The organism is Actinomyces oris (assembly GCF_001937665.1).
Classification (GTDB): domain Bacteria; phylum Actinomycetota; class Actinomycetes; order Actinomycetales; family Actinomycetaceae; genus Actinomyces; species Actinomyces stomatis.
In genome coordinates this window covers 25,257-46,879 of sequence record NZ_MSKL01000030.1, presented here as the reverse complement: position 1 = coordinate 46,879, position 21,623 = coordinate 25,257, and the positions used below count along the sequence as shown (strand labels likewise).

General features: G+C 69.0%; 20 protein-coding genes. 15 read left to right on the top strand and 5 right to left on the bottom strand.

Annotated elements, in window-relative coordinates; genetic code table 11:
- Positions 1–11: 11 nt before the first annotated feature.
- Positions 12–2,345, bottom strand: a complete 2,334-nt coding sequence (locus BKH28_RS11735; protein WP_075418967.1) for a RecQ family ATP-dependent DNA helicase — start codon at positions 2,343–2,345, stop codon at positions 12–14.
- Positions 2,346–2,400: 55 nt separating this feature from the next.
- Here BKH28_RS11735 and BKH28_RS11730 point away from each other — a divergent pair, with 55 nt between their 5' ends.
- From BKH28_RS11730 to BKH28_RS11715, 4 genes are all read left to right on the top strand, one after another.
- Complete coding sequence (locus BKH28_RS11730) at positions 2,401–4,335, top strand: cation:proton antiporter (protein ID WP_075418966.1); 1,935 nt, start codon at positions 2,401–2,403, stop codon at positions 4,333–4,335.
- 97 nt (positions 4,336–4,432) lie between these two features.
- Positions 4,433–5,575 carry a histidinol-phosphate transaminase gene (locus BKH28_RS11725; protein ID WP_075418965.1) on the top strand — a complete coding sequence of 381 codons (1,143 nt, stop codon included), beginning with the start codon at positions 4,433–4,435 and terminating at the stop codon, positions 5,573–5,575.
- A 110-nt stretch (positions 5,576–5,685) separates the two neighbouring features.
- Positions 5,686–6,285, top strand: coding sequence for an imidazoleglycerol-phosphate dehydratase HisB (gene hisB, locus BKH28_RS11720; protein ID WP_075418964.1), 600 nt, complete (start codon positions 5,686–5,688; stop codon positions 6,283–6,285).
- The gene (locus BKH28_RS11715; RefSeq protein ID WP_178388881.1) at positions 6,285–7,199 is read left to right on the top strand and encodes a hypothetical protein; all 915 of its coding nucleotides are present in this window, start codon (positions 6,285–6,287) and stop codon (positions 7,197–7,199) included. Before hisB ends, BKH28_RS11715 begins: the two co-directional genes overlap by 1 nt.
- Before the next feature lie 46 nt (positions 7,200–7,245).
- Here BKH28_RS11715 and BKH28_RS11710 read toward each other — a convergent pair whose 3' ends face one another.
- Entirely contained in the window at positions 7,246–8,847 is a 1,602-nt protein-coding gene (locus BKH28_RS11710) for a serine/threonine-protein kinase (RefSeq protein WP_075418983.1), read from the bottom strand.
- Positions 8,848–9,274: 427 nt separating this feature from the next.
- Between BKH28_RS11710 and hisH the strand changes: the two genes are divergently transcribed.
- The 3 genes from hisH to BKH28_RS11695 all read left to right on the top strand — a co-directional run bounded on the left by hisH (position 9,275) and on the right by BKH28_RS11695 (position 11,688).
- Entirely contained in the window at positions 9,275–9,913 is a 639-nt protein-coding gene (gene hisH / locus BKH28_RS11705; protein WP_075418962.1) for an imidazole glycerol phosphate synthase subunit HisH, read from the top strand.
- A gap of 40 nt (positions 9,914–9,953) precedes the next feature.
- Positions 9,954–10,706: a bifunctional 1-(5-phosphoribosyl)-5-((5-phosphoribosylamino)methylideneamino)imidazole-4-carboxamide isomerase/phosphoribosylanthranilate isomerase PriA gene (priA, locus tag BKH28_RS11700; protein ID WP_075418961.1), complete on the top strand. Its 753-nt coding sequence runs from the start codon at positions 9,954–9,956 to the stop codon at positions 10,704–10,706.
- A 79-nt stretch (positions 10,707–10,785) separates the two neighbouring features.
- Positions 10,786–11,688, top strand: a complete 903-nt coding sequence (locus tag BKH28_RS11695; RefSeq protein ID WP_256695910.1) for an SseB family protein — start codon at positions 10,786–10,788, stop codon at positions 11,686–11,688.
- A gap of 22 nt (positions 11,689–11,710) precedes the next feature.
- Here BKH28_RS11695 and BKH28_RS11690 read toward each other — a convergent pair whose 3' ends face one another.
- Positions 11,711–12,028 carry a hypothetical protein gene (locus BKH28_RS11690; RefSeq protein ID WP_075418981.1) on the bottom strand — a complete coding sequence of 106 codons (318 nt, stop codon included), beginning with the start codon at positions 12,026–12,028 and terminating at the stop codon, positions 11,711–11,713.
- Between the two features lie 67 nt (positions 12,029–12,095).
- Between BKH28_RS11690 and BKH28_RS11685 the strand changes: the two genes are divergently transcribed.
- The 6 genes from BKH28_RS11685 (at position 12,096) to BKH28_RS11660 (ending at position 17,218) form a co-directional block, all read left to right on the top strand.
- On the top strand, positions 12,096–12,884 hold the full coding sequence (locus BKH28_RS11685) for an ABC transporter ATP-binding protein (RefSeq protein ID WP_256695907.1): 789 nt from the start codon (positions 12,096–12,098) through the stop codon (positions 12,882–12,884).
- On the top strand, positions 12,881–14,491 hold the full coding sequence (locus BKH28_RS11680) for a DUF6297 family protein (RefSeq protein WP_075418959.1): 1,611 nt from the start codon (positions 12,881–12,883) through the stop codon (positions 14,489–14,491). Before BKH28_RS11685 ends, BKH28_RS11680 begins: the two co-directional genes overlap by 4 nt.
- A gap of 363 nt (positions 14,492–14,854) precedes the next feature.
- Positions 14,855–15,454: a translation initiation factor IF-3 gene (gene infC, locus BKH28_RS11675; protein ID WP_428978915.1), complete on the top strand. Its 600-nt coding sequence runs from the start codon at positions 14,855–14,857 to the stop codon at positions 15,452–15,454.
- A 123-nt stretch (positions 15,455–15,577) separates the two neighbouring features.
- Positions 15,578–15,772, top strand: a complete 195-nt coding sequence (rpmI, locus tag BKH28_RS11670; protein ID WP_003780493.1) for a 50S ribosomal protein L35 — start codon at positions 15,578–15,580, stop codon at positions 15,770–15,772.
- Positions 15,773–15,799: 27 nt separating this feature from the next.
- Positions 15,800–16,180 (top strand): 50S ribosomal protein L20, encoded by a 381-nt coding sequence (rplT, locus tag BKH28_RS11665; RefSeq protein WP_003780489.1) that lies wholly within the window; start codon positions 15,800–15,802, stop codon positions 16,178–16,180.
- Positions 16,181–16,303: 123 nt separating this feature from the next.
- Positions 16,304–17,218 (top strand): TrmH family RNA methyltransferase, encoded by a 915-nt coding sequence (locus BKH28_RS11660; RefSeq protein ID WP_075418957.1) that lies wholly within the window; start codon positions 16,304–16,306, stop codon positions 17,216–17,218.
- Between the two features lie 42 nt (positions 17,219–17,260).
- On the opposite strand, the gene BKH28_RS11655 is transcribed toward BKH28_RS11660, so the two are convergent.
- Together BKH28_RS11655 and BKH28_RS11650 are read right to left on the bottom strand one after the other, a co-directional pair.
- Entirely contained in the window at positions 17,261–18,541 is a 1,281-nt protein-coding gene (locus BKH28_RS11655; RefSeq protein WP_075418956.1) for a glycosyltransferase, read from the bottom strand.
- 209 nt (positions 18,542–18,750) lie between these two features.
- A complete protein-coding gene (locus tag BKH28_RS11650; RefSeq protein WP_143224140.1) occupies positions 18,751–19,401 on the bottom strand; it encodes a TetR/AcrR family transcriptional regulator in 651 nt (216 codons plus the stop codon).
- Between the two features lie 265 nt (positions 19,402–19,666).
- On the opposite strand from BKH28_RS11650, the gene BKH28_RS11645 reads away from it, so the two are divergent.
- A complete protein-coding gene (locus BKH28_RS11645) occupies positions 19,667–20,452 on the top strand; it encodes an amino acid ABC transporter ATP-binding protein (protein WP_075418955.1) in 786 nt (261 codons plus the stop codon).
- An 89-nt stretch (positions 20,453–20,541) separates the two neighbouring features.
- Positions 20,542–21,522, top strand: a complete 981-nt coding sequence (locus BKH28_RS11640) for a glutamate ABC transporter substrate-binding protein (protein WP_075418954.1) — start codon at positions 20,542–20,544, stop codon at positions 21,520–21,522.
- Positions 21,523–21,623 lie beyond the last annotated feature (101 nt).

Genomic DNA, 21,623 nt, shown 5'->3' with positions numbered 1-21,623 from the left:
CCCACCGGCCCCTATCTCTGTGCCAGGACGAAGGGGTGGACCGCCGCCGCCCCCGCCTCCCGTAGGAGGAAGGCCGCCAGCGTGAGCGTCCAGCCGGAGTCGCTCCAGTCGTCCACGAGGACCACCACGCAGTCCTGCAGCTCATACAAGGCCTGGGAGGACCACCCCTGGAGCGTCAGGCTGCGAGCCACCTGTGCCAGGCGAAACGCAGAGCCCACATCGTGCTGCGGCGGGTCCTGGCCGGTCAGACCCACGACGCCCAGCGCCCTGGCGCCCAGTCGCGTGGCCACGGCGTGCCCCAGCCGGCGGACCATGCGGGGGCGGGTGCGGGAGTCCACGACGACGACGGCGAGCGGCCTGCTCAGCCTGTCGGTACCGGCGGTGTCCTGCTCATCCCGGATGATCTCGCCGAGCCGATCCACCGCCTCAAGGATCTGCTGCCTCACGGCCACCGGGACCTCGCCGTCCGAGGCGGAGGCCACCAGCTCACGCAGCACCGCCGGGGTCCCCAACCCATCCAGTCTCCCCACGGCCAGCCCGGTCGCCGTCTGACGATCGGCTCCGATGCGCCCCTTGAGGCGGCCCAGGCCCAGCCGATCCATCCCGGTGGGCCACTGGCGGCGTGCCCGCAGCTCGAACCCTGCGCGCCCGAGCGCCTGACGAGCGGCACCGACCTGCTCCTGGTCGGGGGCGTCAGGAAGCTCCAGGCCCCCGCACAGGTCGCAGGCTCCGCAGCGCCATCCCGGCTCAAGGAGGGGGTCATCGAGCACCGACCTCAGAAAGGCCATCCGGCAGGGGGCCACGTCTCCCTGCTCAGGGCCGGGAACAGCCCCGAGCCCCTCATAGATGACCATCGCCTCCTGCTCGGCCCGGCGGGCGGCACGGACTCTCGCGTAACGCTGGGCGTCATAGGACCAGGGCTGGCCGGTGGACTCCCAACCACCGCGAACCCGACGCACGGCGCCGTCAACGTCAAGGACCTTGAGCATGGACTCCAGCCGGCTGCGCCGCAACGAGGTCACTGTCTCCAGCGCCGCCGTCGACGTCGCCCCGCCGGCTGCGGCCCTGCGCTCCTCCAGAGCGTCCAGGACGGTGCGAACCTGATCCTCGGGCGGGAAGCCCTGCGAGCCGAACCACTCCCAGATGGCCCGGTCCTCCGAGCCGGGCAGCAGGATCACCTCGGCCCGCTCCACACCACGACCGGCGCGCCCCACCTGCTGGTAGTAGCTCACCGGTGAGGACGGAGCCCCCACATGCACCACGAAGGCCAGATCCGGCTTGTCGAAGCCCATTCCCAGAGCGGAGGTGGCCACCAGCGCCCTGACCCGGTCGGCCTTGAGGTCCTCCTCCAGGCGCTCTCGCTCGGCGGCGTCGGTCTGTCCCGTGTAGGCGGCCACCTCCACACCCGCCGTGCGCAGGTACTCGGCGATCTCCAGCGCCGCCGAGACCGTCAGGCAGTAGACGATGCCGCTCCCGGGAGTACGGCCGATGTAGGCGGCCAACCAGGCCAAGCGGGAGGCGGCATCCGGCAGGACCTTGACCCCCAGGTGGAGAGAGCCGCGCTCCAGGGTCCCCCGCAGCACCAGGACCTGCTCGCCGCCCGCCCCGCCTTCCTCCAGGGAGGCTCCCAGCTGCTCAGCGACGTCGGCGCTGACCCGGGAGTTCGCAGTCGCCGTCGTCGCCAGGACAGGGGTGCACGGCGGCAGACTCGCCAGCAGGGCGCCGATGCGCCGGTAGTCAGGGCGAAAGTCATGGCCCCAGTCCGAGATGCAGTGGGCCTCGTCAATGACGATCATTGCGGCGCTCGCAGCCAGATGGGGGAGTACCTCATCCCGGAAGACCGGGTTGTTAAGACGCTCCGGGGACACCAACAGGACATCGACCTCACCTGCGCGCACCTGGGCCTGGATCTGCTCCCACTGGGTGACGTTGGCCGAGTTCATGGTCACGGCTCGGATCCCGGCACGCTCGGCAGCGGCGACCTGGTCGCGCATGAGGGCCAGCAACGGCGAGATGATGACGCTCGCCCCGGCGCCACCGGGCGTACCGGGGGAGGGCGGTGGTGCGCCCGGACGCCAGCCTGCCCAGCCCTCCCGCAGCAGTGCCGTTGCCACGAAGTACACCGCCGACTTCCCCCAGCCGGTGCGCTGCACCACCAGCGCGCGGCGGCGCGCGACGACAAGCGCCTCGATCGCCCGCCACTGGTCCTCGCGCAGGTGCGCGTCGCTGCGACCCACGAGCTCGCGCAGGACGGCCTCGGCTCGCTCACGCACGGGCGAGTCGACCAGATCGTGGTACGCGGAGCGCTCAGCGCCTTCAGGGTCCTCGGGGCCTGTGATCGTCACAGAACCACGGTAGCGCGGACGATCAAGGCGGCGCTGCCTTGGATACCCTTGGCCCATGGACCTCCTCATCTTCGCCGTGCTGGGCACCTTGGCCATCGCTGCGGCCTCTCAGCTCAGTGACCGCATCGGTGTCGCCCCGGCGCTGATCCTTCTGGCGGGTGGTACGGCGGTCGGCTTCCTGCCCTTCATCCCGGCGATTGAGCTCGACCCCCAGTTGGTCCTGGAAGGAGTCCTTCCTCCGCTGCTGTTCTCCACGGCGGTGAGCATCTCGACGATCAACTTCCGACGCGAGCTCGCGCCGGTGGCGGTGCTGGCCATCCTGCTGGTGGCCCTGTCCGCGGCAGTGATCGGCGTGGTCCTCGCTCTCGTGGTTCCAGGACTCTCCCTGGCCTGGGCGATCGCCATGGGGGCGATCCTCAGTCCCACCGACGCCGTGGCCATCTCCATCGCCCGCCGGCTGGGAGTCTCCCAGCGCATCATCACCGTCCTGGAAGGTGAGGGGCTGCTCAACGACGCCACCGCCCTGGTGGTCCTGTCCTCAGCCGTCTCCGCGGCCACATCCGGCGGTGTCAGCATCGGCGGCGTCCTGGGCGGCTTCGCCCTGGCGGTCCTCGTGGCCCTGGGCGTGGGCTGGCTCGTCGGTGAGGTGAGCCTGCGGGTGCGCTCCCACATCACCGACCCCACCGTGGACACGGTCGTGTCCTTCACCGTCCCCTTCCTCGCGGCGATCCCAGCCGATCACATGCACGGCTCCGGCCTCGTGGCAGCCGTCGTCGCCGGACTCATCACCGGCCACCGCGGCCCCCGGATGCTGCCGCCGGCCCACCGCGTGGCCTCACGCACCAACTGGCACACCGTCGAACTCACCATGGAAGGACTCATCTTCCTGGTCATGGGGCTGGAGTTCTTCGGCATCGTGGAGAAGGTCGACGCCTCAGCTCTCGGTGTTGTCCGGGCCATCGCGGTCGCTGTCGTTGCCGGGGCGCTGACCATCGTCATCCGGGCCCTCGTGGTGGCACCAATGCTCAAGGTCCTCAGCCACCGGACCGCGCGATGGGCGATCCACTGGCAGGAGAACGAGGATGCCATCCACCAGTTCCAGAACCGCTGCTCGGCCATCGTACGCGGAGAGTCCGAGATGCCCCCGGTTCCCTGGGACCGGAGCCCCCTGGCGCAGGTTCAGCGCAGGCTCCGCCGAGAGACCAACCACGAGAGCATCGCCAGGCGCGCGCTCCGCCTCTCCAGCCGGGTCAGACGCCGGGGCGCCGACCTGGACTACTTCGCGGCTGAGCCCCTGGGCACACGCGAGGGCGCCGTCATCGTCTGGGCGGGGATGCGCGGCGCCATCACCCTGGCAGCCGCCCAGACCCTGCCGACCACAGCGCCTCACCACGCCTTCCTCCTCCTGGTGGCCATGCTCGTGGCCGCCGGATCACTGACGATCCAAGGCCTCACACTGCCCGCACTGGTCCGCCTCGTCAGCCCCGCCATGGCCGGACCCGCCGACGAGGAGGAGAAGGCCGCCGTCATCTCGCTGCTGGTCAACGCCGCCCGCGACGTCGCCTCCGTCGGTGCCCACGGCGCCTCCCAGCACGCCGTCCCCACCGTGTCCACCGGTGCCGCAGACCCCGACACCCCAGGCGTTCAGGCGACGACGAGCATGCCTGAGCTGGACAAGGTCTCACAGGCCGCCCCCGACCCCGAGGACAACGAGAGCCTCAGCCCCGCCACTGAACAGCACGGCCTCGTGCGCAGAGAGGGCAACGACATCGTCGTCTCGCCGGCAGCCATTGCCAAGGCCTGGGCCGACCCCACCTGGCGCCACGACGAGCTCGCGCCCATGCGAGAACGCGCCCTGGACATGATCCGAGCCCAGCGCGAGGCCCTTCTCGACGCCGGCGACGAGGGCCTCTACTCAGCCGACTCCCTGGAGCACGCCCTGGACCGCCTCGACTTCCAGGAGATCATGCTGACCAGCGAGCCGCACTGACAACGCCCCCAGCAGGACACTGTCGCCACACTGCCGCCGGCGCCATCTGCTGCGGGACCCTCGTCCGCGGCAGCGGACCGAGCCGTAGACTCTTGGCGTGAGCGCGAACCTGCCCCTGAGACCGGACCTGGAGGGTGAGGCCCCCTACGGGGCCCCGGAGATCGACGTCCCCGTGCGGCTGAACGTCAACGAGAACCCCTACCCGCCCTCTGCCGCTGTCATCGAGTCCATCGCCACCGCCGTGGCTCAGGCCGCCCGGGGCCTCAACCGCTACCCGGAGCGGGACTTTCCTCGGCTGCGGGCCGCGCTCGCGGACTATCTCAAGGCCGAGTCCGGTGCGCACCTGGTCCCTGAGCAGATCTGGGCGGCCAACGGCTCCAATGAGGTCATGCTCCACGTGCTCCAGGCCTTCGGCGGTCCCGGGCGCATCTGCCTGACCTTCACCCCCACCTACTCGATGTACCCCGAGTACGCCCGTGACACACTGACCGACTACGCCACGCGACCGCGCCGGGAGGACTTCACTCTCGATGTGGACGCCGCGGTGGCCGCGATCAACGAGCTGCGGCCGGCCGTCGTCATTCTGGCCAGCCCCAACAACCCGACCGGAACAGCCCTGCCGCTGGAGGGCATCAGGAGGATCCTTGAGGCGGCCCGCGGTCACGGCCCCCTGCTCGGAGCCGAGATCGGCTCGCCTGCCCGGGCCAGTGACTGCGTCGTCGTCATCGATGAGGCCTACGCCGAGTTCCGTCGTCCGGGCGTGCCCAGCGCCCTGGAGCTGGTGGGGCCGGTCAACCCGCACCTGGCCGTCACCCGCACCATGTCCAAGGCTTTCGGGGCAGCCGGTCTGCGCCTGGGGTACCTGGCCGCGGATAGCGCCCTGGTTGACGCCCTGCGCGTCGTGCGTCTGCCCTATCACCTGTCCGCCGTCACCCAGGCCGCGGCCCTGGCCGCCCTGTCCCACCGTGACGAGCTCATGGCTCAGGTGGCCTCCCTGCGTGATGAGCGCGATGCCTTCGTGGCCTGGCTGCGCGGCCAGGGGCTGACCGCGCACGACTCGGACGCCAACTTCGTCCTGTTCGGCCCGTTCCCGGACCGCGATGCCGTCTGGAGACGCCTGCTCGACGCCGGGGTCCTCATCCGCGTCGTCGGCCCCGATGGTTTCCTGCGGGCCAGCATCGGCACGCCCACTGAGATGGAGCTCCTCCGCCGTGCCCTGCTCGCAGCCATTGGTGGATGAAGAGGGACGCCGGCAGCGATCAGAGGCGAGGACCGGTAGGGTTGCTATCGATTGAGATACCTTGAACCACTCCGCTGAAAAGCACGACACACGATGCTGAGGAAGCACCCATGAGCCGTACCGCCCGCATTGAACGAGCCACGAGCGAGTCAAGCGTCGTCGTCGAGATCAATCTCGATGGCACGGGCAAGACCGACATCTCCACCACCGTCCCCTTCTACGACCACATGCTCACTGCGCTGGGGCGCCACTCGCTCATCGATCTGACAGTGCGCGCAACCGGTGACACCGAGATCGACGTGCACCACACCGTTGAGGACACCGCCATCTGCATCGGTGAGGCCCTGCGCGTGGCCCTGGGGGACAAGCGCGGTATCCGCCGCTTCGGTGAGGCCAGCGTTCCGCTGGACGAGGCCCTGGCTCATGCCGTCGTTGATATCTCCGGACGTCCCTACCTGGTGCACGAGGGTGAGTCCGAGGCCTTCATCCACCACCTCATCGGCGGTCACTTCACCGGTTCCATGGTGCGTCACGTGCTGGAGGCCATCGCCTACCACGCCGGCATCTGCCTGCATGTGCGTGTCCTGGCCGGGCGCGATCCCCACCACATCGCCGAGGCCGAGTTCAAGGCCCTGGCCCGTGCCCTGCGCGCTGCCGTGGAGGACGACCCCCGCGTCGAGACCATCCCATCCACGAAGGGAAGCCTGTGATGGATCAGACCCCCCAGCCCGACGAGAGCCGCGACGACCGCCAGGATCACGAGCGCGATCTGGACGCCGAGTTCGCCGCCCTCATGGGCGACGTGGAGATCCCCGACGACCTCTCGGTCGAAGGCATGGAGGCTCCGCAGGACACCCGACGTGAGCTGGGCCAGGAGACCCCTGCGGAGGACGGCTCCGTTCCGGTCGGCGCCGAGGGGGAGAGCGGACCCGCGCACGTGAGTCCCGACGACGTCCCCCACAACACCTACCATCCTCTGAGCGGGGAACAGGCGCGAGCGGAGGACATCGACGAGCCTTCCCGACTCACCGACGCTCAGGAAGCGCAGATCGCCGCCGCGACCGACTCCCTGAGCTCCTCCGTGCCCGGACAGTCCGACGACCAGGCTCCCCGGGCGGTCAAGGTCGCTGTCGTCATGACACCGCTGAACCGGGCTGATGGCTTGGCGGGAATGTGCTCCCTCCTGGACCTCGACTGCACCGTGGTGCCCTCCTCCAACGGAGCCTTCGCGGTCAAGCAGTTCGTCTCGGCCCACTCCGACTGGGACGTGGCCGAGCTGCTCGGCGGCTCCGACTCCGAACCAGCTGAGGCCGCCGAGCTGGCCGCGCAGCTCTCTCGCCTGTCACGAGCCGGCGCGGTCCTCATGACCGCCGACCTGGCCACCGACGTCGGTATTGAATCCGGCCTGTCCGGGACGATCACCGCCCGTCACTTCACCAACGGCCAGCCCGGCGAGGAGGCCTCGGCGGGGCTCCTCCTGGCCTCCATGGACCAGGTCGTGGAGGACGTGCTCCTGGGGATCATCGACGCCGACGACGTCCCCGGCGCGGTGAAGTCCTCCGAGATCAAGGCGCCCCGGGCGATGCGCTGGTTCGGACGCGGCCTGCGCCGTCCCCCGCAGTGATGTCACAGGTGCGAGCCGTCCGCTGCCGGCCAGGGGGCATTGGCTCCTAGCCGGCGTAGGAGCTCGTCCGCTGCCCGCCCTTGTCGGAGGCGATGCAGGAGAAGCCCCGCTTTCCGGCGTTCCAGCCGGCCTCTCCCGGACCCAGCACCGATGTACTCGGATCGCTCGCCCCGTACTGCTGGGCCGCCTCTGAGGTACAGGTGGCCTGCACGTTGGGATCGGCCGCCAGGTCGTCGTCACTGGAACCCGAGGTGCTCTCCGCCAGGGTCCCCACCTGGTAGACCTCCCAGGAGTGGGGCTCGTTGCAGTCGACCTTCCTGGCCGTGGTCTGCCCTGAGATCGAGGTAGTGCCCGCCAGGCAGGTACCCACCGGGTGCGGCGGGGTCGAGGCGGCGTCCTGACTCGACGATGAGGACTGGGAAGCGGAACCCGGTGCCGTCGCGGCCGACGACGATCTGGTGGCACTGACCGCGGGAGCCAGGTGGGCGCCCGCCACCCATCCTGCGCTCAGACCGACGACCAGGCCGACAACTGCGCCGATCGCTCCAGAGCGCAGACCGATCTGGCGGCGCTCCGATCTGGACAGTCTCATCGACTGACCCGCCTGAACTGAGGCGGGAGCGTTCGTAAATACCTTCCCGGAGCTCTCCAACCCGCCTGAGACGACTGAGGGGGCTGAGGCGGCGGAGCCTGAGGGGCCGGCTGCACGGACAGGGAAGACGGAGTCGGATGATGACCACTGCGACGCACCGGACAGAGCGTGGGAGTCGGGCGATCCTTCCCGTTGGTCGGGCGGAGGCGGCGCCAGTCCGGCCTCAACCAGCCGCAATGAGGTCACCGGCCCGCCGACGGCCAGGTTTCCTACCCCGAGATGCTCACGGATCTGTCCCAGGGCCCCGGTGAGCTCGGTGCCGTTGCGGTAGCGGTCCTTGGGGTCCGGCGCCATCGCCTTGCTGAGGACCGGAAGCAGGATCTCGGGGACATTCGGGTCGCTGATGTCCAGGGGGTCGTCGAGGGAGCGGACGATCTCCGGCAGGCTGCGTTGCACGCCGTCGGGACCACGCCGGGGGCCTCGCCCCGTCAGCAGGGCGAAGAGTACCGCGCCCATGGACCACACATCCCCCTCGGGGCCGGGGCTGGCCAGCATGAAGGCCTCCGGCGCGGCGAAGTCGGGGGTGAGGCACTCCAGAGTCACGGTGGGATCCTGACCTTCGCGCTGGACCGCGGCGATGCCGAAGTCCGACAGGCGTGGAGAGCCGTAGGAGTCCAGAAGGATGTTGGCGGGCTTGATGTCCCGGTGCATGACACCGGCCGCGTGGGCCGCCCCCAGAGCCGAGGCCGCTGCCTCCACCAGGGCCACGGCGTCGGAGGCGGGGGTCGGGCCGCGTGAGACGAGGTCGTAGAGGCTGCCGCCCGCGCACAGCTCCATGACCAGGTAGGGGCGAAGATCGGGCAGCTTGCCCGTGTCGACCAGTGAGACCACATGAGGATGCCCCGAGATCCTCGAGGCCGCCTGCACCTCGCGCATGAACCGCCGCTCATTGCGAGGATCATCCAAGGGACGGGAGTCCACCTTGACGGCGACCGGACGCTCCAGGGAGTCCTGCACGCCGGCGTAGACCGTGGCGAAGCCGCCGCGTCCCAGCACCGAGGTGATCCGCACGCCGGGGATGGAGAACGGTGCTCCGCTGCGCGACCTGCTGGATCCACCCGAGCCTGTGCCGGCCGCTGCGGGTGAGTGGCTCGAGAAGGACTGCGAAGGCGGCGGAGGCGGGGGTGCCGACCAAGGCGGCTGAGGGGCCTGGCCGGAGGGGGACTGCATGCTCACGGATGAATACTCGCCCATCTTGGGGATTCGTGAAAGGAAGCCGACTACCCAGATCCGAATCGCACAATCCGTGCCGTGTCTCCGCGCTGTCCCTGCTCACGCCCACGATGAGCTCGACGCGCCACCCGATCCGCTGCGCCAACGCTGTGGAGCCGACGCTGACGGCTTCGATTCTGCGCATGTCAGAAGGCGTTTCAGAGTGTGGAGGATGCTCAGAACGATCTACCGGGACGATAGGATATGTCACATGCAAGCGCCACGCGTCACCGTCCTGTCATACGGATCCGGCAACGTCCGTTCGGCGGTGCGTGCTCTGGAACGCGTCGGCGCGCAGGTGACCCTCACCAGCGACCCGCACGAGGTCGCTGAGGCCGATGGGCTCGTGGTCCCCGGGGTGGGAGCCTTCGGCGCGGTCATGGAACAGCTGCGGGCGGTTGGCGCCCCCCGTCTCATCGAACGGCGCCTGGCCGGTGGACGGCCGGTCCTGGGAATCTGCGTGGGCATGCAGGTCATGTTCGAGCGCTCCGAGGAGCACGGGACCGCTGAAGACGGACTGGGACAGTGGCCCGGCACCGTGTCCCGCTTGAGTGCCGACGTCGTTCCTCACATGGGGTGGAGCCGGGTCCGCCCTCCTTCGGACTCCGTTCTGTTCGACGGCGTTGCCGACGAGCACTTCTACTTCGTCCACTCCTACGCGGCCACTGCGGACCCTGCCGAGCTGCTCGGTCCCGGTCCCACCCGTCTGCCCCAGGTCACCTGGGCGACTCACGGGAACGACTTCATCGCCGCCGTCGAGAACGGAGCCCTGTGCGCTACGCAGTTCCACCCCGAGAAGTCCGGTGACGCAGGGGCTCGGCTGCTGCGCAACTGGTTGACGACCCTCTGAACCTCACCCGAGTCATCCCACGACCACTGCAGGAGAAAGCATGCTCACTCTACTTCCCGCCGTCGACGTCGCCGATGGCAAGGCCGTCCGGCTCCTTCAGGGAGAGGCCGGCTCAGAGACGGACTACGGCAGCCCCGTCGACGCCGCCCGGGACTGGGTGCGCGCCGGAGCCGAATGGATCCACTTGGTGGACCTCGACGCCGCCTTCGGTCGCGGCTCCAACCATGAGCTGCTCTCTCGCATCGTCGGCGAGGTCGGTATCAAGGTGGAGCTCTCCGGAGGCATCCGTGATGACGCCTCACTGGCCCGGGCCCTGGCCGCCGGTGCCGCCCGGGTCAACCTGGGGACAGCGGCTCTGGAGGACCCCGAGTGGACCGAACGGGTGATCGCCGAGCATGGGGAGAGGATCGCCGTTGGCCTCGACGTGCGCGGCTCCACCCTGGCGGCCCGCGGCTGGACCAAGGAGGGCGGAGACCTGTGGGAGACCCTTGAGCGGCTCAACGCTGCGGGGTGCGCGCGCTACGTCGTCACTGACGTCACTCGGGACGGAACGCTGAGCGGCCCCAACACCACCCTGCTCACCGATGTCTGCCAGCGGACCGCAGCGCCGGTGGTCGCCTCCGGTGGTATCGCCCACCTCGATGACCTGGTCGCGCTGCGTCGTCTGGTGCCGCTGGGACTGGAGGGCGCGATCGTCGGCAAGGCGCTCTACAACGGCAACTTCACTCTTCAGGATGCCCTGGTCGTGGCCGGTGACGAGGAGGGGCGAGAGCCCTCGAAGGCTCACGTCTGACTACTCCGAGCGCCCCGGCTCCCGCATCGTCGCCCTGTTCGCCGACGTCAGGGACAAGGTGGATCGGAAAGGCGCTACCGTGAGGGCCGTGAGCCATTCAGCGCAGAACCAGCAGACAGATCCCGAAGCAGCACCCGCGCTGGTCGGCGACTCAGCGGCCGGGACCCAACGGGCCACCCAGGTGGCGGCGGCCATGGCCGCACGCGCCAAGCTGGAGCGGCTTCTGGCTGCACCGGCCCCCTTCGCCGACGACGATGGCTCGATTAGGCCGGAGGTGCGCGACGCCCTGGAGGCCGTGGACCTGCCGCGTCATCAGTACCTCGATGAGTTGTGGGCGGCACTCGTCGGTGGCCGGCTCATCGTCCCTGTGGCCGCCCATGCCCTTCCCGGCCGCCTGAAGGGGAGCCGGGAGCAGTCCGTGAGCCTGGCGCAGGGTCTGGCGGGCGATGGCGCACCGCAGGTTCCGGCTCACGAGGTGCACACCACCGACGCCTGCCAGGACGCGGCTACCCTGGCGGTGAGCCTGCCCGACGGGCACATCGCCCTGCCGGTGTTCACCAGCGCCGAGGCCATGACCGCATGGCGCAGTGACGTCCGCCCCGTGCCGGTGAAGCCCCGGCGAGCGGCGCAGGTGGCCTGTCTGTCCACCGACCAGTTATGGGTGCTCGACCCCGGTAGCCGGGACCTGCGTCTGCCGCGCCCCGCCGTCGTGGCCCTGGCCGGGGGAGAGGCGTGGGTGCCATCATGGCGCAACGAGCCGGTTCAGGCCGAGGTACGCGCCCAGCTCCAGGAGGTCGACGGAGTCACCGGCGTGGCCTTCGGGCCCGGTGAGGGTGCCGAGCTGCGGGTCTTCATCCGCATCGACGCCGCAGACGGTCGCGCCGGCGTGGCCCGGAGCCTGGAGGGCTGCCAGCACGTCATGGTCAACCCGGCCTGGGGAGACCTCGTCGACACCGTGGAGCTGTGCCCGCTTCCCGCCTGATCCGTGCAGCTGGAGCACAATCTCAAGGGCGCCCCAGGATCAGGGCCTCCCACTGCTCGACCTGTCTGTAGTGGTCCTCCAGCGGCCCGGCCACCTGGTCGAAGCGGGCAACGACCTCATGCAGGACCTGGGCGTCCTGGGATCGTCCGTCATTCTGGGCGATCCGGGCACAGGCCTCAGCGATCGCACGGGCATGGGCGAGATCCCGGGACGAGACCATCACCCGGCCGGGGCCCGGGTCCCTCGTGGTGCTCCAGTCGGTTCCGGCCTCACGGGAGAGGGCGGAACCGCCGTCTGATGCGCCATTCGGGTCCGGTGTCCTCACGCTGTTCCAATCCATGATTGCGGAGCGTAAGGCATCCGATTCGACCAGGCCACCGAAAAAAACGTGTGTTGGAATAGTATCGATGATCGCGATGTCGACCACCTCAGGCCCATCTCAACCCGACCCCGAGCTGCCGCCCGGTATCCGGCATGATTTCAACAGCGGCACCCAGCCTCCGGCTCCAAGCCGTGAGCCACTGGTGAGCGCCCGCGACCTCAGTGTCGGATACAGCGACCAACCGGTCTGCGCCCCGGCGACCTTCGACCTGCTTCCCGGCCAGGTGCTGGCACTGGTCGGAGTCAACGGGGCCGGCAAGTCGACGATCCTGCGCACCTGCTGCGGGCTACTGCGCCCGCTGGCAGGGCGGGTTCGCGTGCTCGGACACGTCCCGGACCCCCGTTCAGGTGTCCAGCGCGCAGCTGTCGCCACGGATCTGGGGCAGGAGTCCTTCTTCCCCACACTGACCGTCATCGAGCACCTGCGGCTGGTCTGCTTCGGGCACGGCGTCGTCGAGGCCGACGACGTGGTCAGTGACCTGCTGGAGGACCTGGAGCTGCGGCGGCTCGCGGGGCACCTTCCCGAGGAGCTCTCCTCGGGGCAACGGCGCCGTCTGGCGCTGGCGTCGGTCCTGGCCCGACCCCGTAGGCTGCTGATCCTCGATGAGCCCGAGCAGCGTTTGGACCGGGTGACCCGCCTGCTCCTGGCGGACCGACTCGTTGAGGAGCGTGAGGCCGGCGGGGGAGTGCTCATGGTCTCCCATGATCCGGAGATCGTTGAGGAGGCGGCCACTGACGTGCTCCTCGTCGGACGCGACACCCGGATGCTCAGCGTGGATGATGGCGTGCGCGCCATTGAGGAGGGGCTGCGGTGACGCCGCTGGGCGAACAGAAGACGCAGCCCCTCTCCACGGCTCCGGAGAATGCGGTGCTTCCCGACGGGGCCGCACTGCGCAGCTGGGTGAGGCTCCGTACCCGGCGGCATCGCCGCGGTGTCTGGGCGCTCGTAGGAGACATCTACTCCGCGCTTCTGACGATCATCATCGTCGGTACGATCCTGGCCCCCTATCTGCGGGCACTGATCGTGGATAGGCCCGCCTCGGCGACCGGGACCGGTGCGCTCCACGGCTTTGTAGTAGCGGGTCTCGAGCCCGGGTGGCTGGTCCTGGCGCCGCTCATGCTGCTCGCAGCGGTCGGTGTCGGTTCACTCGGCCTACTCGGCCCGCTCTTCCTGCGCCCTCATGAGGCTGCCTGGTGGCTGCCCATGCCCGGGGATCGGGGCAGCCTCCTGGTGCCGGTGGCCCGTGTCGAGTACCTCATCGCGGCCACCGTGGGAGCCGCGGTGGGCGTGCTCCCAGCGCTGGCGGCCGGAGGTGGCTGGGTCGCCGCTGTGGCGTGGCCGGCCCTACTCGCGACCGGGAACTGCCTGGTGCTCACCGAGCTCATCAAGGCCCAGATCCTTGGCCACGGTGTCGAGCGGCTGCGGCGCCGTCTCATCCTGGCGGGAGTCGCAGCCTGCCTGGCCGGTGTGGGGCTTCCCTTCCCGCGCTCCGTACTGGGGAACGCGGTGATCGCCCTCCTGGCCGGTGCGCTGGTCGTCCTCACTGTCACAGAATGGCAGCGGGCCAGACGCAGCCTGGGGCAGGTGCATGATGCTGCGCTCCTCGCCGTCGTCGCGCGTTCCTTCGGTGCGCACGTCTCATTGCTGTCGTTGGACACCAGGGCCCTGGGGCGGCTGATCTCCCCGGATCCTGCCAGGCCCGTGACCCCTTCGCCGTTGTGGACGGCCGGGATCGGGAGCCGGCTGCCCCGACCCCTCGGGGTGCTGATGACGGTGGCTCAAGCGGACTGGATCCTGCTGCGTCGCCAGCGCCGGCGCCTGCTTCAGATGGGGGTCGGGCTGGCCATCGCGGTGCTGCCGCTCCTGTCCAGCGCGGTCGGTGCCCCCCTGCGCGCCGTCGGCTATCTCATCGGAGGATGGGTCGCGACCCTGGCCGTTGCCGAGCCGGCGCGTCAGGCCTGGTTCGACGGCGGTCCTGACACCTCCTGGCCGGTGGCGCCCTGGGTGGTGCGCGCGGGGCACCTGCTCGTGCCGGCCGTTCTCATGAGCACGTGGTCCCTCCTGAGCCTGGCCCCAGTCATGGCGACCCACGGGGCCGCGGCCGACTGGAAGGGGCTGGGAATCGTGGTCGCCCTGGCTCTTGTGAGCGGCTGGGCCTGGGGCGGGGCGGCGCTGCGTTCCGGGTATCGGGAGATGCCCGACTTCGCCGCCGGACTCGTCACCTCGCCCGTGGGATCCCTGCCGCCGGGAGTGGTGCAGATGTTGACTCAAGGGCCCGATGCCGCCGTCGTAGGAGCACTGGCTGCGGCGCTTGCCGCCAGTGGAATCGCGGCGCCGACGACGACGCTGCTCGGGATCCAGGCCGCCGCCGGCATCATCGCCGTCGTGTGGGGAGTCCGCACGAACCGCTGGGTCTCTTGACGCTCTGACTCGCCTCATATCCGCCTCATACGTGGGAGGACTCACGCCAAGTGGGGCGAGAACGCAGTGGGAGAGCAGGCCTGTGTCCTGGTAGCATTCCTCATTGACCACCCGGGGTTCGCCCCGGTGCGCAAGCGGAGTGATCCCACCTGGGTTCCTTTCGGGAATCGGGTTCATGCAAGGGTGACAAGCCCTTCGCGGTCCCTGCTCGGCCACGGCCGTGCGGTGACCGCGCTCATCACGAGGCCTCCGACCTGCGCGGCAGGGACGGGGGCCTTTCCTCGTCCCGCAAGCATCCGTGACTCAGAGTGAGGAACCGACATCAGCGAGCCCCGTATCAACGAACGGATCCGCGTTCCCGAAGTGCGTCTCGTCGGCCCCAGCGGAGAGCAGGTCGGCGTTGTCCGCGTGGAGGACGCCCTGCGTCTGGCTGAGGAGGCCGATCTCGACCTGGTCGAGGTGGCACCCGACGCCCGACCTCCGGTGTGCAAGCTCATGGACTACGGCAAGTTCAAGTACGAGTCGGCCATGAAGGCGCGCGACGCGCGACGCAACCAGGCAAACACCCAGCTCAAGGAGATCCAGTTCCGCCCCAAGATCGATGAGCACGACTACGCCACCAAGCGCGGCCACGTCGAGCGATTCCTCAAGGGCGGGGACAAGGTCAAGTGCATCGTCCGCTTCCGCGGCCGTGAGCAGTCCCGGCCCGAGCTCGGGATCAGGCTCCTGCAGGGCCTGGCCGAGGAGATGGCCGAGCTGGGCACCATCGAGTCCCACCCCCGTCAGGACGGCCGCAACATGGTCATGGTCCTGGCCCCGGTCCGTAAGAAGGCCGAGGTCAAGTCCGACCAGCGCCGCCGTCGCGAGGAGGCCCGTGCCGCTCGCCGTGCCGAGAAGCACGCGGGCCGGGCGCCCAAGGGCGCCAAGGCCTTGGACGGGGAGCCTGCCGGCGAGAACGCCTGAGAGCGCCCGACGGCGCTCTCGACACTCACCTGACACCACCGACCCACCCCCTCGCCACCGTGAGCGGGGTCCGCAGTCCCGGCGACCACTGGTCTCCCAGGGACCGAGAAGAGGAAATTACCCATGCCGAAGAACAAGACGCACTCCGGTGCCAAGAAGCGCTTCCGGGTCACCGGCAGCGGCAAGCTCATGCGCGAGCAGGCCAACAAGCGCCACCTGCTGGAGGTCAAGTCCTCCCGCCGCAAGCGCAAGCTGTCCCAGGACCAGCCGGTCGCCCCGGCCGACGTCCGCCAGGTCAAGAAGCTGCTCGGTCGCTGACCGCCCAACCCACCAAGGAGTCTCACCATGGCACGTGTGAAGCGGGCTGTTAACGCCCAGAAGAAGCGTCGTTCCGTTCTCGAGAAGGCCTCGGGCTACCGCGGCCAGCGCTCGCGCCTCTACCGCAAGGCCAAGGAGCAGGTCACCCACTCCGGCGTCTACGCGTTCCGCGACCGTCGCGCCCGCAAGGGTGACTTCCGTCGTCTGTGGATCCAGCGCATCAACGCTGCCGCCCGCGCCGAGGGCCTGACCTACAACCGCTTCATCCAGGGTCTTGGCCTGGCCGGTGTGGAGATCGACCGCCGCATGCTCGCCGAGCTGGCCGTCAACGAGCCCGAGGGCTTCAAGGCCCTTGTGGAGGTGGCCCGCAAGGCCCTCCCCGAGGACGTCAACGCCCCCAAGGCCTGAATCACCAGTGCAGCCGGGGGCCAGCCCCGCTGACACATGATCGCCGAGTCCTCGTCACAGACCCTGAGTCGGTTTGTGGCGGGGATTCGGTGTTCTGGTCGGCCGCTCGCGTAGGCTGACGGCATGAGCCCTACCGCCTCTGCCGTCCCTGATGAGTTCTTCGATGACTCTGCTGACCGTCCTCAGGCTCGAGGGCCGCGGCGGCGCACCGTTACCGAGGGGCCGGCCGCCGGCCGAGAGGTACTGAGCAATCCGGCCTCGGCCCGCATCTCCCGGGTAGCGGGCCTGTCACGCCGCAACGCGAGGGCTAAGCACCGTCGCTTCCTGGTTGAAGGCCCCCAGGGCGTGCGCGAGGCCGTCCGGCACGCCCCAGGCCGCCTGCTCGACGTCTACTTCACCGAGGCGGCCGTCGAGCGCCACAGCGAGATCTGGGATGAGGCCGTGGCGGCCGAGCTCTACGTGCACGTCACCACGGAGCAGGTCATGGACGCCATGAGCGCTGACGCTCAGGGCCTCCTGGCCGTCGTAGCCACCGAGGAGGCCACCGGCTCCGAGGCGCTGACCACCGTCCTGGAGGGGGCCAGGCTCGTCGCCGTCCTCACCCAGGCCCAGGACCCGGGAAACGCTGGAACCATCATCCGGGCCGCCGACGCCGCCGGAGCCGACGCCGTCGTCCTCGTACGCGGCAGCGTGGACCCCACCGCGCCGAAGGTCGTGCGCTCCACCGCCGGAAGCCTCTTCCACCTGCCCGTGGTCACCGGTGTGGCCCTCGACGACGCCGTCACCGCGCTCCACAACGCCGGACTCACCGTCCTCGCGGCCGACGGACGCGGCGACTTCGACCTCTTCGAGGCCGAGTCTCTCCTAGAGGCGCCCAGTGCCTGGCTGCTCGGCAATGAGGCCCACGGACTGCCCTCAGAGGCGCTGAGCCGAGCCGACGCCGTCGTCTCCATCCCCGTCTACGGCAAGGCGGAGTCCCTCAACGTCGCCGCAGCCGCGGCCGTCTGCCTCTACGCCAGCGCCCGGGCGCAGGCCTAGGACACAGTCCGGCGGAAGTCTCGGAGGCAAACCGCCGCAGACTCACAGCAGCTCGCAGATCGCCTCGGCTGCACGGCCCGGTCCGTCCAGCCCCTCCATGAGCCTCGCCATCCGTCGAGCGCGGGAACGCATGCCGTCGTTGGCCAGGGCCTGCCGCACCAGCGCCGCCCAGTCGGCCCTGCGAGCCTCCTTCTGCGAAACGAGTCTGGCCGAGCCGAAGGCCACACAGCGCTGAATGTTGAATCGCTGCTCGAACTGCAACGGGATCCCGATGAAGGGCCACCCCTGGACGCAGCTGGTCTGCACCGTTCCCTCCCCGCCGTGGGTGATGGCCAGGTCGACGGCGTCGCCCAGCTGGTGCGCCGGGATCCAGTCAGTGACGTGCACGTTGGGCGGAAGAGTCTCCAGGTCCTCCTCGTGAAGGTGGGTGCGCACCGGTGCCAGTACCTGGCAATCCGCCCGGCCCAGGCCTGCGAGCACGTCAAGGACGAGGTCACGGTTCCCCGATGAGCCCATGGCGAAGTACACCAGGGGCTGGGGGCCGGCAGCCAAGTTGGCCAGGAGCTCGGGAGTCTCCCCGGGCAGACGGGCGTAGACCGGTCCCACCACTCGGTGTCCCTCGGGCATCCTCAGCCACCGAGGCAGCAGGTGCGGAGCGCTGGCGATGAGATTGAGGTCGGCAGTGAGCCCTGCGAGCACTCCCCGGGGCAGCGAGACGCCATTGGCCTTGGCCACCTGATGGAAGGAACGGGACAGGGGAACTCGAGTCCCGAATGCATGGAGCGCGTGGGCGGCCACGTTATCGAGCAGGCACTCCTCGGGGGAGGTGCGGGGCAGGAAGCCGGTGGACCCTGTGGCGCGCGCCGCCTCCAGGTGCGCCAGGGAATAGGCGAAGGGCCGTACGAAAACCAGTGGCACGCACTCCGCCCGCGCAGAAATAAACTGGCTGGGAGTTACTCCGATGACAACGGCGTCCGGACGCAGGCCGCGCAACAGTACGCGCTCGCTGCTCACCCGCTGGGCGAGCATCTGCGCCGTGAACGGGTGACGCAGGCTGCGGCCCTGGTCGAAGGCCAGCGCCAGCCGTCCCTCCTCCTCGCCGAGGTAGGGGGTCAGCAGGCGGAACTCGAAGCCCGCGGCCCTGATGTACTCGGAGTTGCGTCGCGAGAAGCCGGCAAAGACGCACTCAACGTGCGACGGCATCCGGCGGGCCACCTCGATCGCGCGGGTCACCTCGGCGAAGTTGAATGTCTCCGGAGCGAAGAGGACACGCGATGTCCTGCGGCTTACAGCCACCACATCTCCAGTGGTGCCTTGAGGCATGATCGGCTCTCCTTCTGAGAGCGAGGGGCGCCGCAGTACGGGGAACCCTCATCGTCGTTCTATTGCACGTCTTGTACAACTGGGGGAGAGAGTAGCACGTCCGTGCCGACGTGAACGCCTATTTTTACGACAGGTTTGGAATGCTGGAAAAAAGTGTGTGATGCGGACTCGGCTGAGGCCTGATTCTCGGCGTGGCTCGGAGGCCGACCTCAGTGGTCACCCACCAGGTCATGGGCAGTGGTCGGCGCTGAGGCCTGTTCGGCGGTGTGCTCGGCGCCTTGCCGAGCCTGGGACACCAGACCCCGTAGCGTCTGGGCGGACATGTTCGTGATGGTCTCCTGGCTGATCTCGGGGTGATCCAGCCAGGCCAGGCACAGGGTGATCATGGTGCTGATCCACACCTCGGCGGCGAACATGGCGTGCTCGTCGGGCTCTGCGATGCCCAGGAGCATGAGTACGAGGCGTTCGTAGCGCTCGAAGCTGGTGGCCAGCGCTGCCGCGATCTCAGGGTCCTGGTCAAGACCTCCGGTGTGAAGCGCTCGAAGGCTGTCGGGCCTGGCCTTCACATAGCCCGCGAAGGTGGAGATCGCCCCTTCCAGGGTCAGCGCCGTCTGCTGCTCGACCAGACCATGAAGGTGAAGGATCTCGTACTCCACAATGGCTCGGGCGAAGGCGATCTTGGAGGGGAAGTAGTGATAGAAGAGTGTGCGTGAAACGCCGGCCCGCTTGATGATCTCGTTGACGTGAGTGCGGTCGAGCGTTCCTTCCGCGAACAGCTCAACGCCTACTCTCACCAGCTCCTCCCGGCGCTGCTCGGGCTGGAGGCGGCGGCGCGGATCGGTGGCATTCGCGGGACTCATGCAGATGAGACTACGACCGCATGGTCGGCTCGTGCGGTTAGGCACTCTGTATGGCGTGTGAGCATCATCCCAAGGGCTGGGGCACTCGGGGGCGGTTGACGTCCTGGTTGCCGACGGTGCTACTCTTCCTGACGAGAGGTCGAAACCTCCTCGAATGTGCAGGCCGACACGAGTCAAGGAGGAATGCAGTGCGCATGTGGATGTGTTGCTGTTGCTGTCGATGAGACAGATGACGCTCCCATACCCATGTTGAGACGAGGTACTCGTGACCGCATCCGCACCCTCTCCTGATCAGGCAGCCGCAGACCGGAACGATGACGTCCTGGTGCGGATCAGCCACGTCACCAAGTACTACGGCCGTTTCAAGGCTCTCGACGACGTCTCACTCGACATCCACCGTGGCGAGGTCGTGGCCGTCATCGGCGCCTCCGGATCGGGTAAGTCCACCCTGTGCCGCACCGTCAATCGCCTGGAGCCGATCCAGGAGGGGCGGATCGAGATCGACGGAACCCCCCTGCCTCAGGAGGGCCGGGCTCTGGCCCAGCTGCGCGCCGAGGTGGGAATGGTCTTCCAGTCCTTCAACCTCTTCCCGCACCGCACGGTGCTGGACAACATCACCTTGGCACCCATGAAGGTGCGTGGCGTCCCCCGGAACCGGGCTGAGGAACGGGCCCGTGAGCTGCTGGCCAGAGTCGGTCTGGAGGACCAGGCCGGAAAACGTCCCTCCCAGCTGTCCGGAGGGCAGCAGCAGCGCGTCGCCATCGCCCGTGCGCTGGCCATGGACCCCAAGCTCATGCTCTTCGATGAGCCCACCAGCGCCTTGGACCCGGAGATGATCAACGAGGTCCTCGACGTCATCAAGGACCTGGCGGCCTCGGGCATGACCATGCTCGTCGTCACCCACGAGATGGGCTTCGCCCGCTCGGTCGCCGACCGGGTCGTCTTCATGGACGGCGGCCAGATCGTTGAGTCCGGCCGACCCGCTGAGTTCTTCTCCTCCCCGCGCACCGAGCGCGCCCGCGACTTCCTCTCCAAGGTGCTCAGCCACTGAGCCCCGAACCGCACCGTCTCCCGAGTGCGGCGACCACCGCAGGCCCAGCGCCTGGGACGGCCCCTCCCCGTCCGAACGAAAGGAACACCATGACCACCCTCTCCCGCCGCGGACTCCTGGCCACGACCGGTGCCGTCTCCCTGGCCGGCGTGCTGGCCGCCTGCGCCGACACGGGCGCCGACGGTAAGGCCGTCGCCTCGTCGTCGGCCTCCGACGCCGACTACGACAAGGCCATTAACTCCGGTCCGGTGGCCGCCGCCGACGTCGTGGCCGCCTCCTCCTGGGCCGCCGCCGTGAAGCAGGCGGGCAAGCTCGTCACCGGCGGGACCAAGACCTCGGAGGTCTTCTCCTGGGAGGACTCCAAGACGAAGAAGATCTCCGGTTTCGATGCGGCCATCGCCCAGGCGCTGGCCCGCTACATCATCGGCGGCGACGACGCCCGCTCCCTCCTCGAGGTCCAGCAGGTCACCTCCGACACGCGCGAGACCGTCCTGACGAACGGCACGGTCAAGGCCGTCATCGCCACCTACACGATCACCCCGGAGCGGGCCAAGAAGATCGACTTCGCCGGCCCGTACTACGCCTCCAGCCAGGCCATCCTGGTCAAGGCCGACAACCAGGACATCACCGGCGTCGACACCCTCACCGGGGATGTCGCGGTCCAGTCCAACTCCTCGTCGGCCGCTGCGCTGAAGAAGCACGCCCCCAAGGCCAACGCCAAGCCCTTCGACACCCAGGCCAAGTGCGTCGCCGCCGTTGAGAGCGGTCAGGTCAAGGCCTACGTCGTGGACCAGTCTCTGCTCAAGAGCGAGGTCCTGTCCAATGACAAGGTCAAGATCGTCGGTGAGACCTTCGCCGAGGACCCCTACGGTATCGGACTCCCCAAGGACTCCGGTGCGCAGGCCTTCGTCAACACCTTCCTGAAGACGATTGAGGCCGACGGCACCTGGAAGAGGATCTGGGACGCGACGATCGGAAAGTCCCTCGGTGGCACCGCCCCACAGCCGCCGGCCATCGGCTCGGTCCCCGGCTCCTCGGCCACCGGGGACGCGACCCCGCAGAGCTCCTGAACGACGTCAGCGCCTGTCAGGCTTGCCGTGTCCTCGGTCCGAGCGGATCCGCTACAGGGTCTCGGTGGCGCGGCAGCCGGCAGCATTCCCGTCATGGTGAC

What these genes read in the sequence shown, in the direction of transcription:
- BKH28_RS11640 (WP_075418954.1), top strand. Translation starts at nt 20,542, where the DNA reads ATGACCACCCTCTCCCGCCGCGGACTCCTGGCCACGACCGGTGCCGTC.
- priA (WP_075418961.1), top strand. Translation starts at nt 9,954, where the DNA reads ATGCTCACTCTACTTCCCGCCGTCGACGTCGCCGATGGCAAGGCCGTC.
- BKH28_RS11650 (WP_143224140.1), bottom strand. Translation starts at nt 19,401, where the DNA reads ATGAGTCCCGCGAATGCCACCGATCCGCGCCGCCGCCTCCAGCCCGAG.
- BKH28_RS11715 (WP_178388881.1), top strand. Translation starts at nt 6,285, where the DNA reads ATGGATCAGACCCCCCAGCCCGACGAGAGCCGCGACGACCGCCAGGAT.
- rpmI (WP_003780493.1), top strand. Translation starts at nt 15,578, where the DNA reads ATGCCGAAGAACAAGACGCACTCCGGTGCCAAGAAGCGCTTCCGGGTC.
- BKH28_RS11730 (WP_075418966.1), top strand. Translation starts at nt 2,401, where the DNA reads ATGGACCTCCTCATCTTCGCCGTGCTGGGCACCTTGGCCATCGCTGCG.
- rplT (WP_003780489.1), top strand. Translation starts at nt 15,800, where the DNA reads ATGGCACGTGTGAAGCGGGCTGTTAACGCCCAGAAGAAGCGTCGTTCC.
- BKH28_RS11660 (WP_075418957.1), top strand. Translation starts at nt 16,304, where the DNA reads ATGAGCCCTACCGCCTCTGCCGTCCCTGATGAGTTCTTCGATGACTCT.
- hisH (WP_075418962.1), top strand. Translation starts at nt 9,275, where the DNA reads ATGCAAGCGCCACGCGTCACCGTCCTGTCATACGGATCCGGCAACGTC.
- BKH28_RS11685 (WP_256695907.1), top strand. Translation starts at nt 12,096, where the DNA reads ATGATCGCGATGTCGACCACCTCAGGCCCATCTCAACCCGACCCCGAG.
- BKH28_RS11655 (WP_075418956.1), bottom strand. Translation starts at nt 18,541, where the DNA reads ATGCCTCAAGGCACCACTGGAGATGTGGTGGCTGTAAGCCGCAGGACA.
- hisB (WP_075418964.1), top strand. Translation starts at nt 5,686, where the DNA reads ATGAGCCGTACCGCCCGCATTGAACGAGCCACGAGCGAGTCAAGCGTC.
- BKH28_RS11690 (WP_075418981.1), bottom strand. Translation starts at nt 12,028, where the DNA reads ATGGATTGGAACAGCGTGAGGACACCGGACCCGAATGGCGCATCAGAC.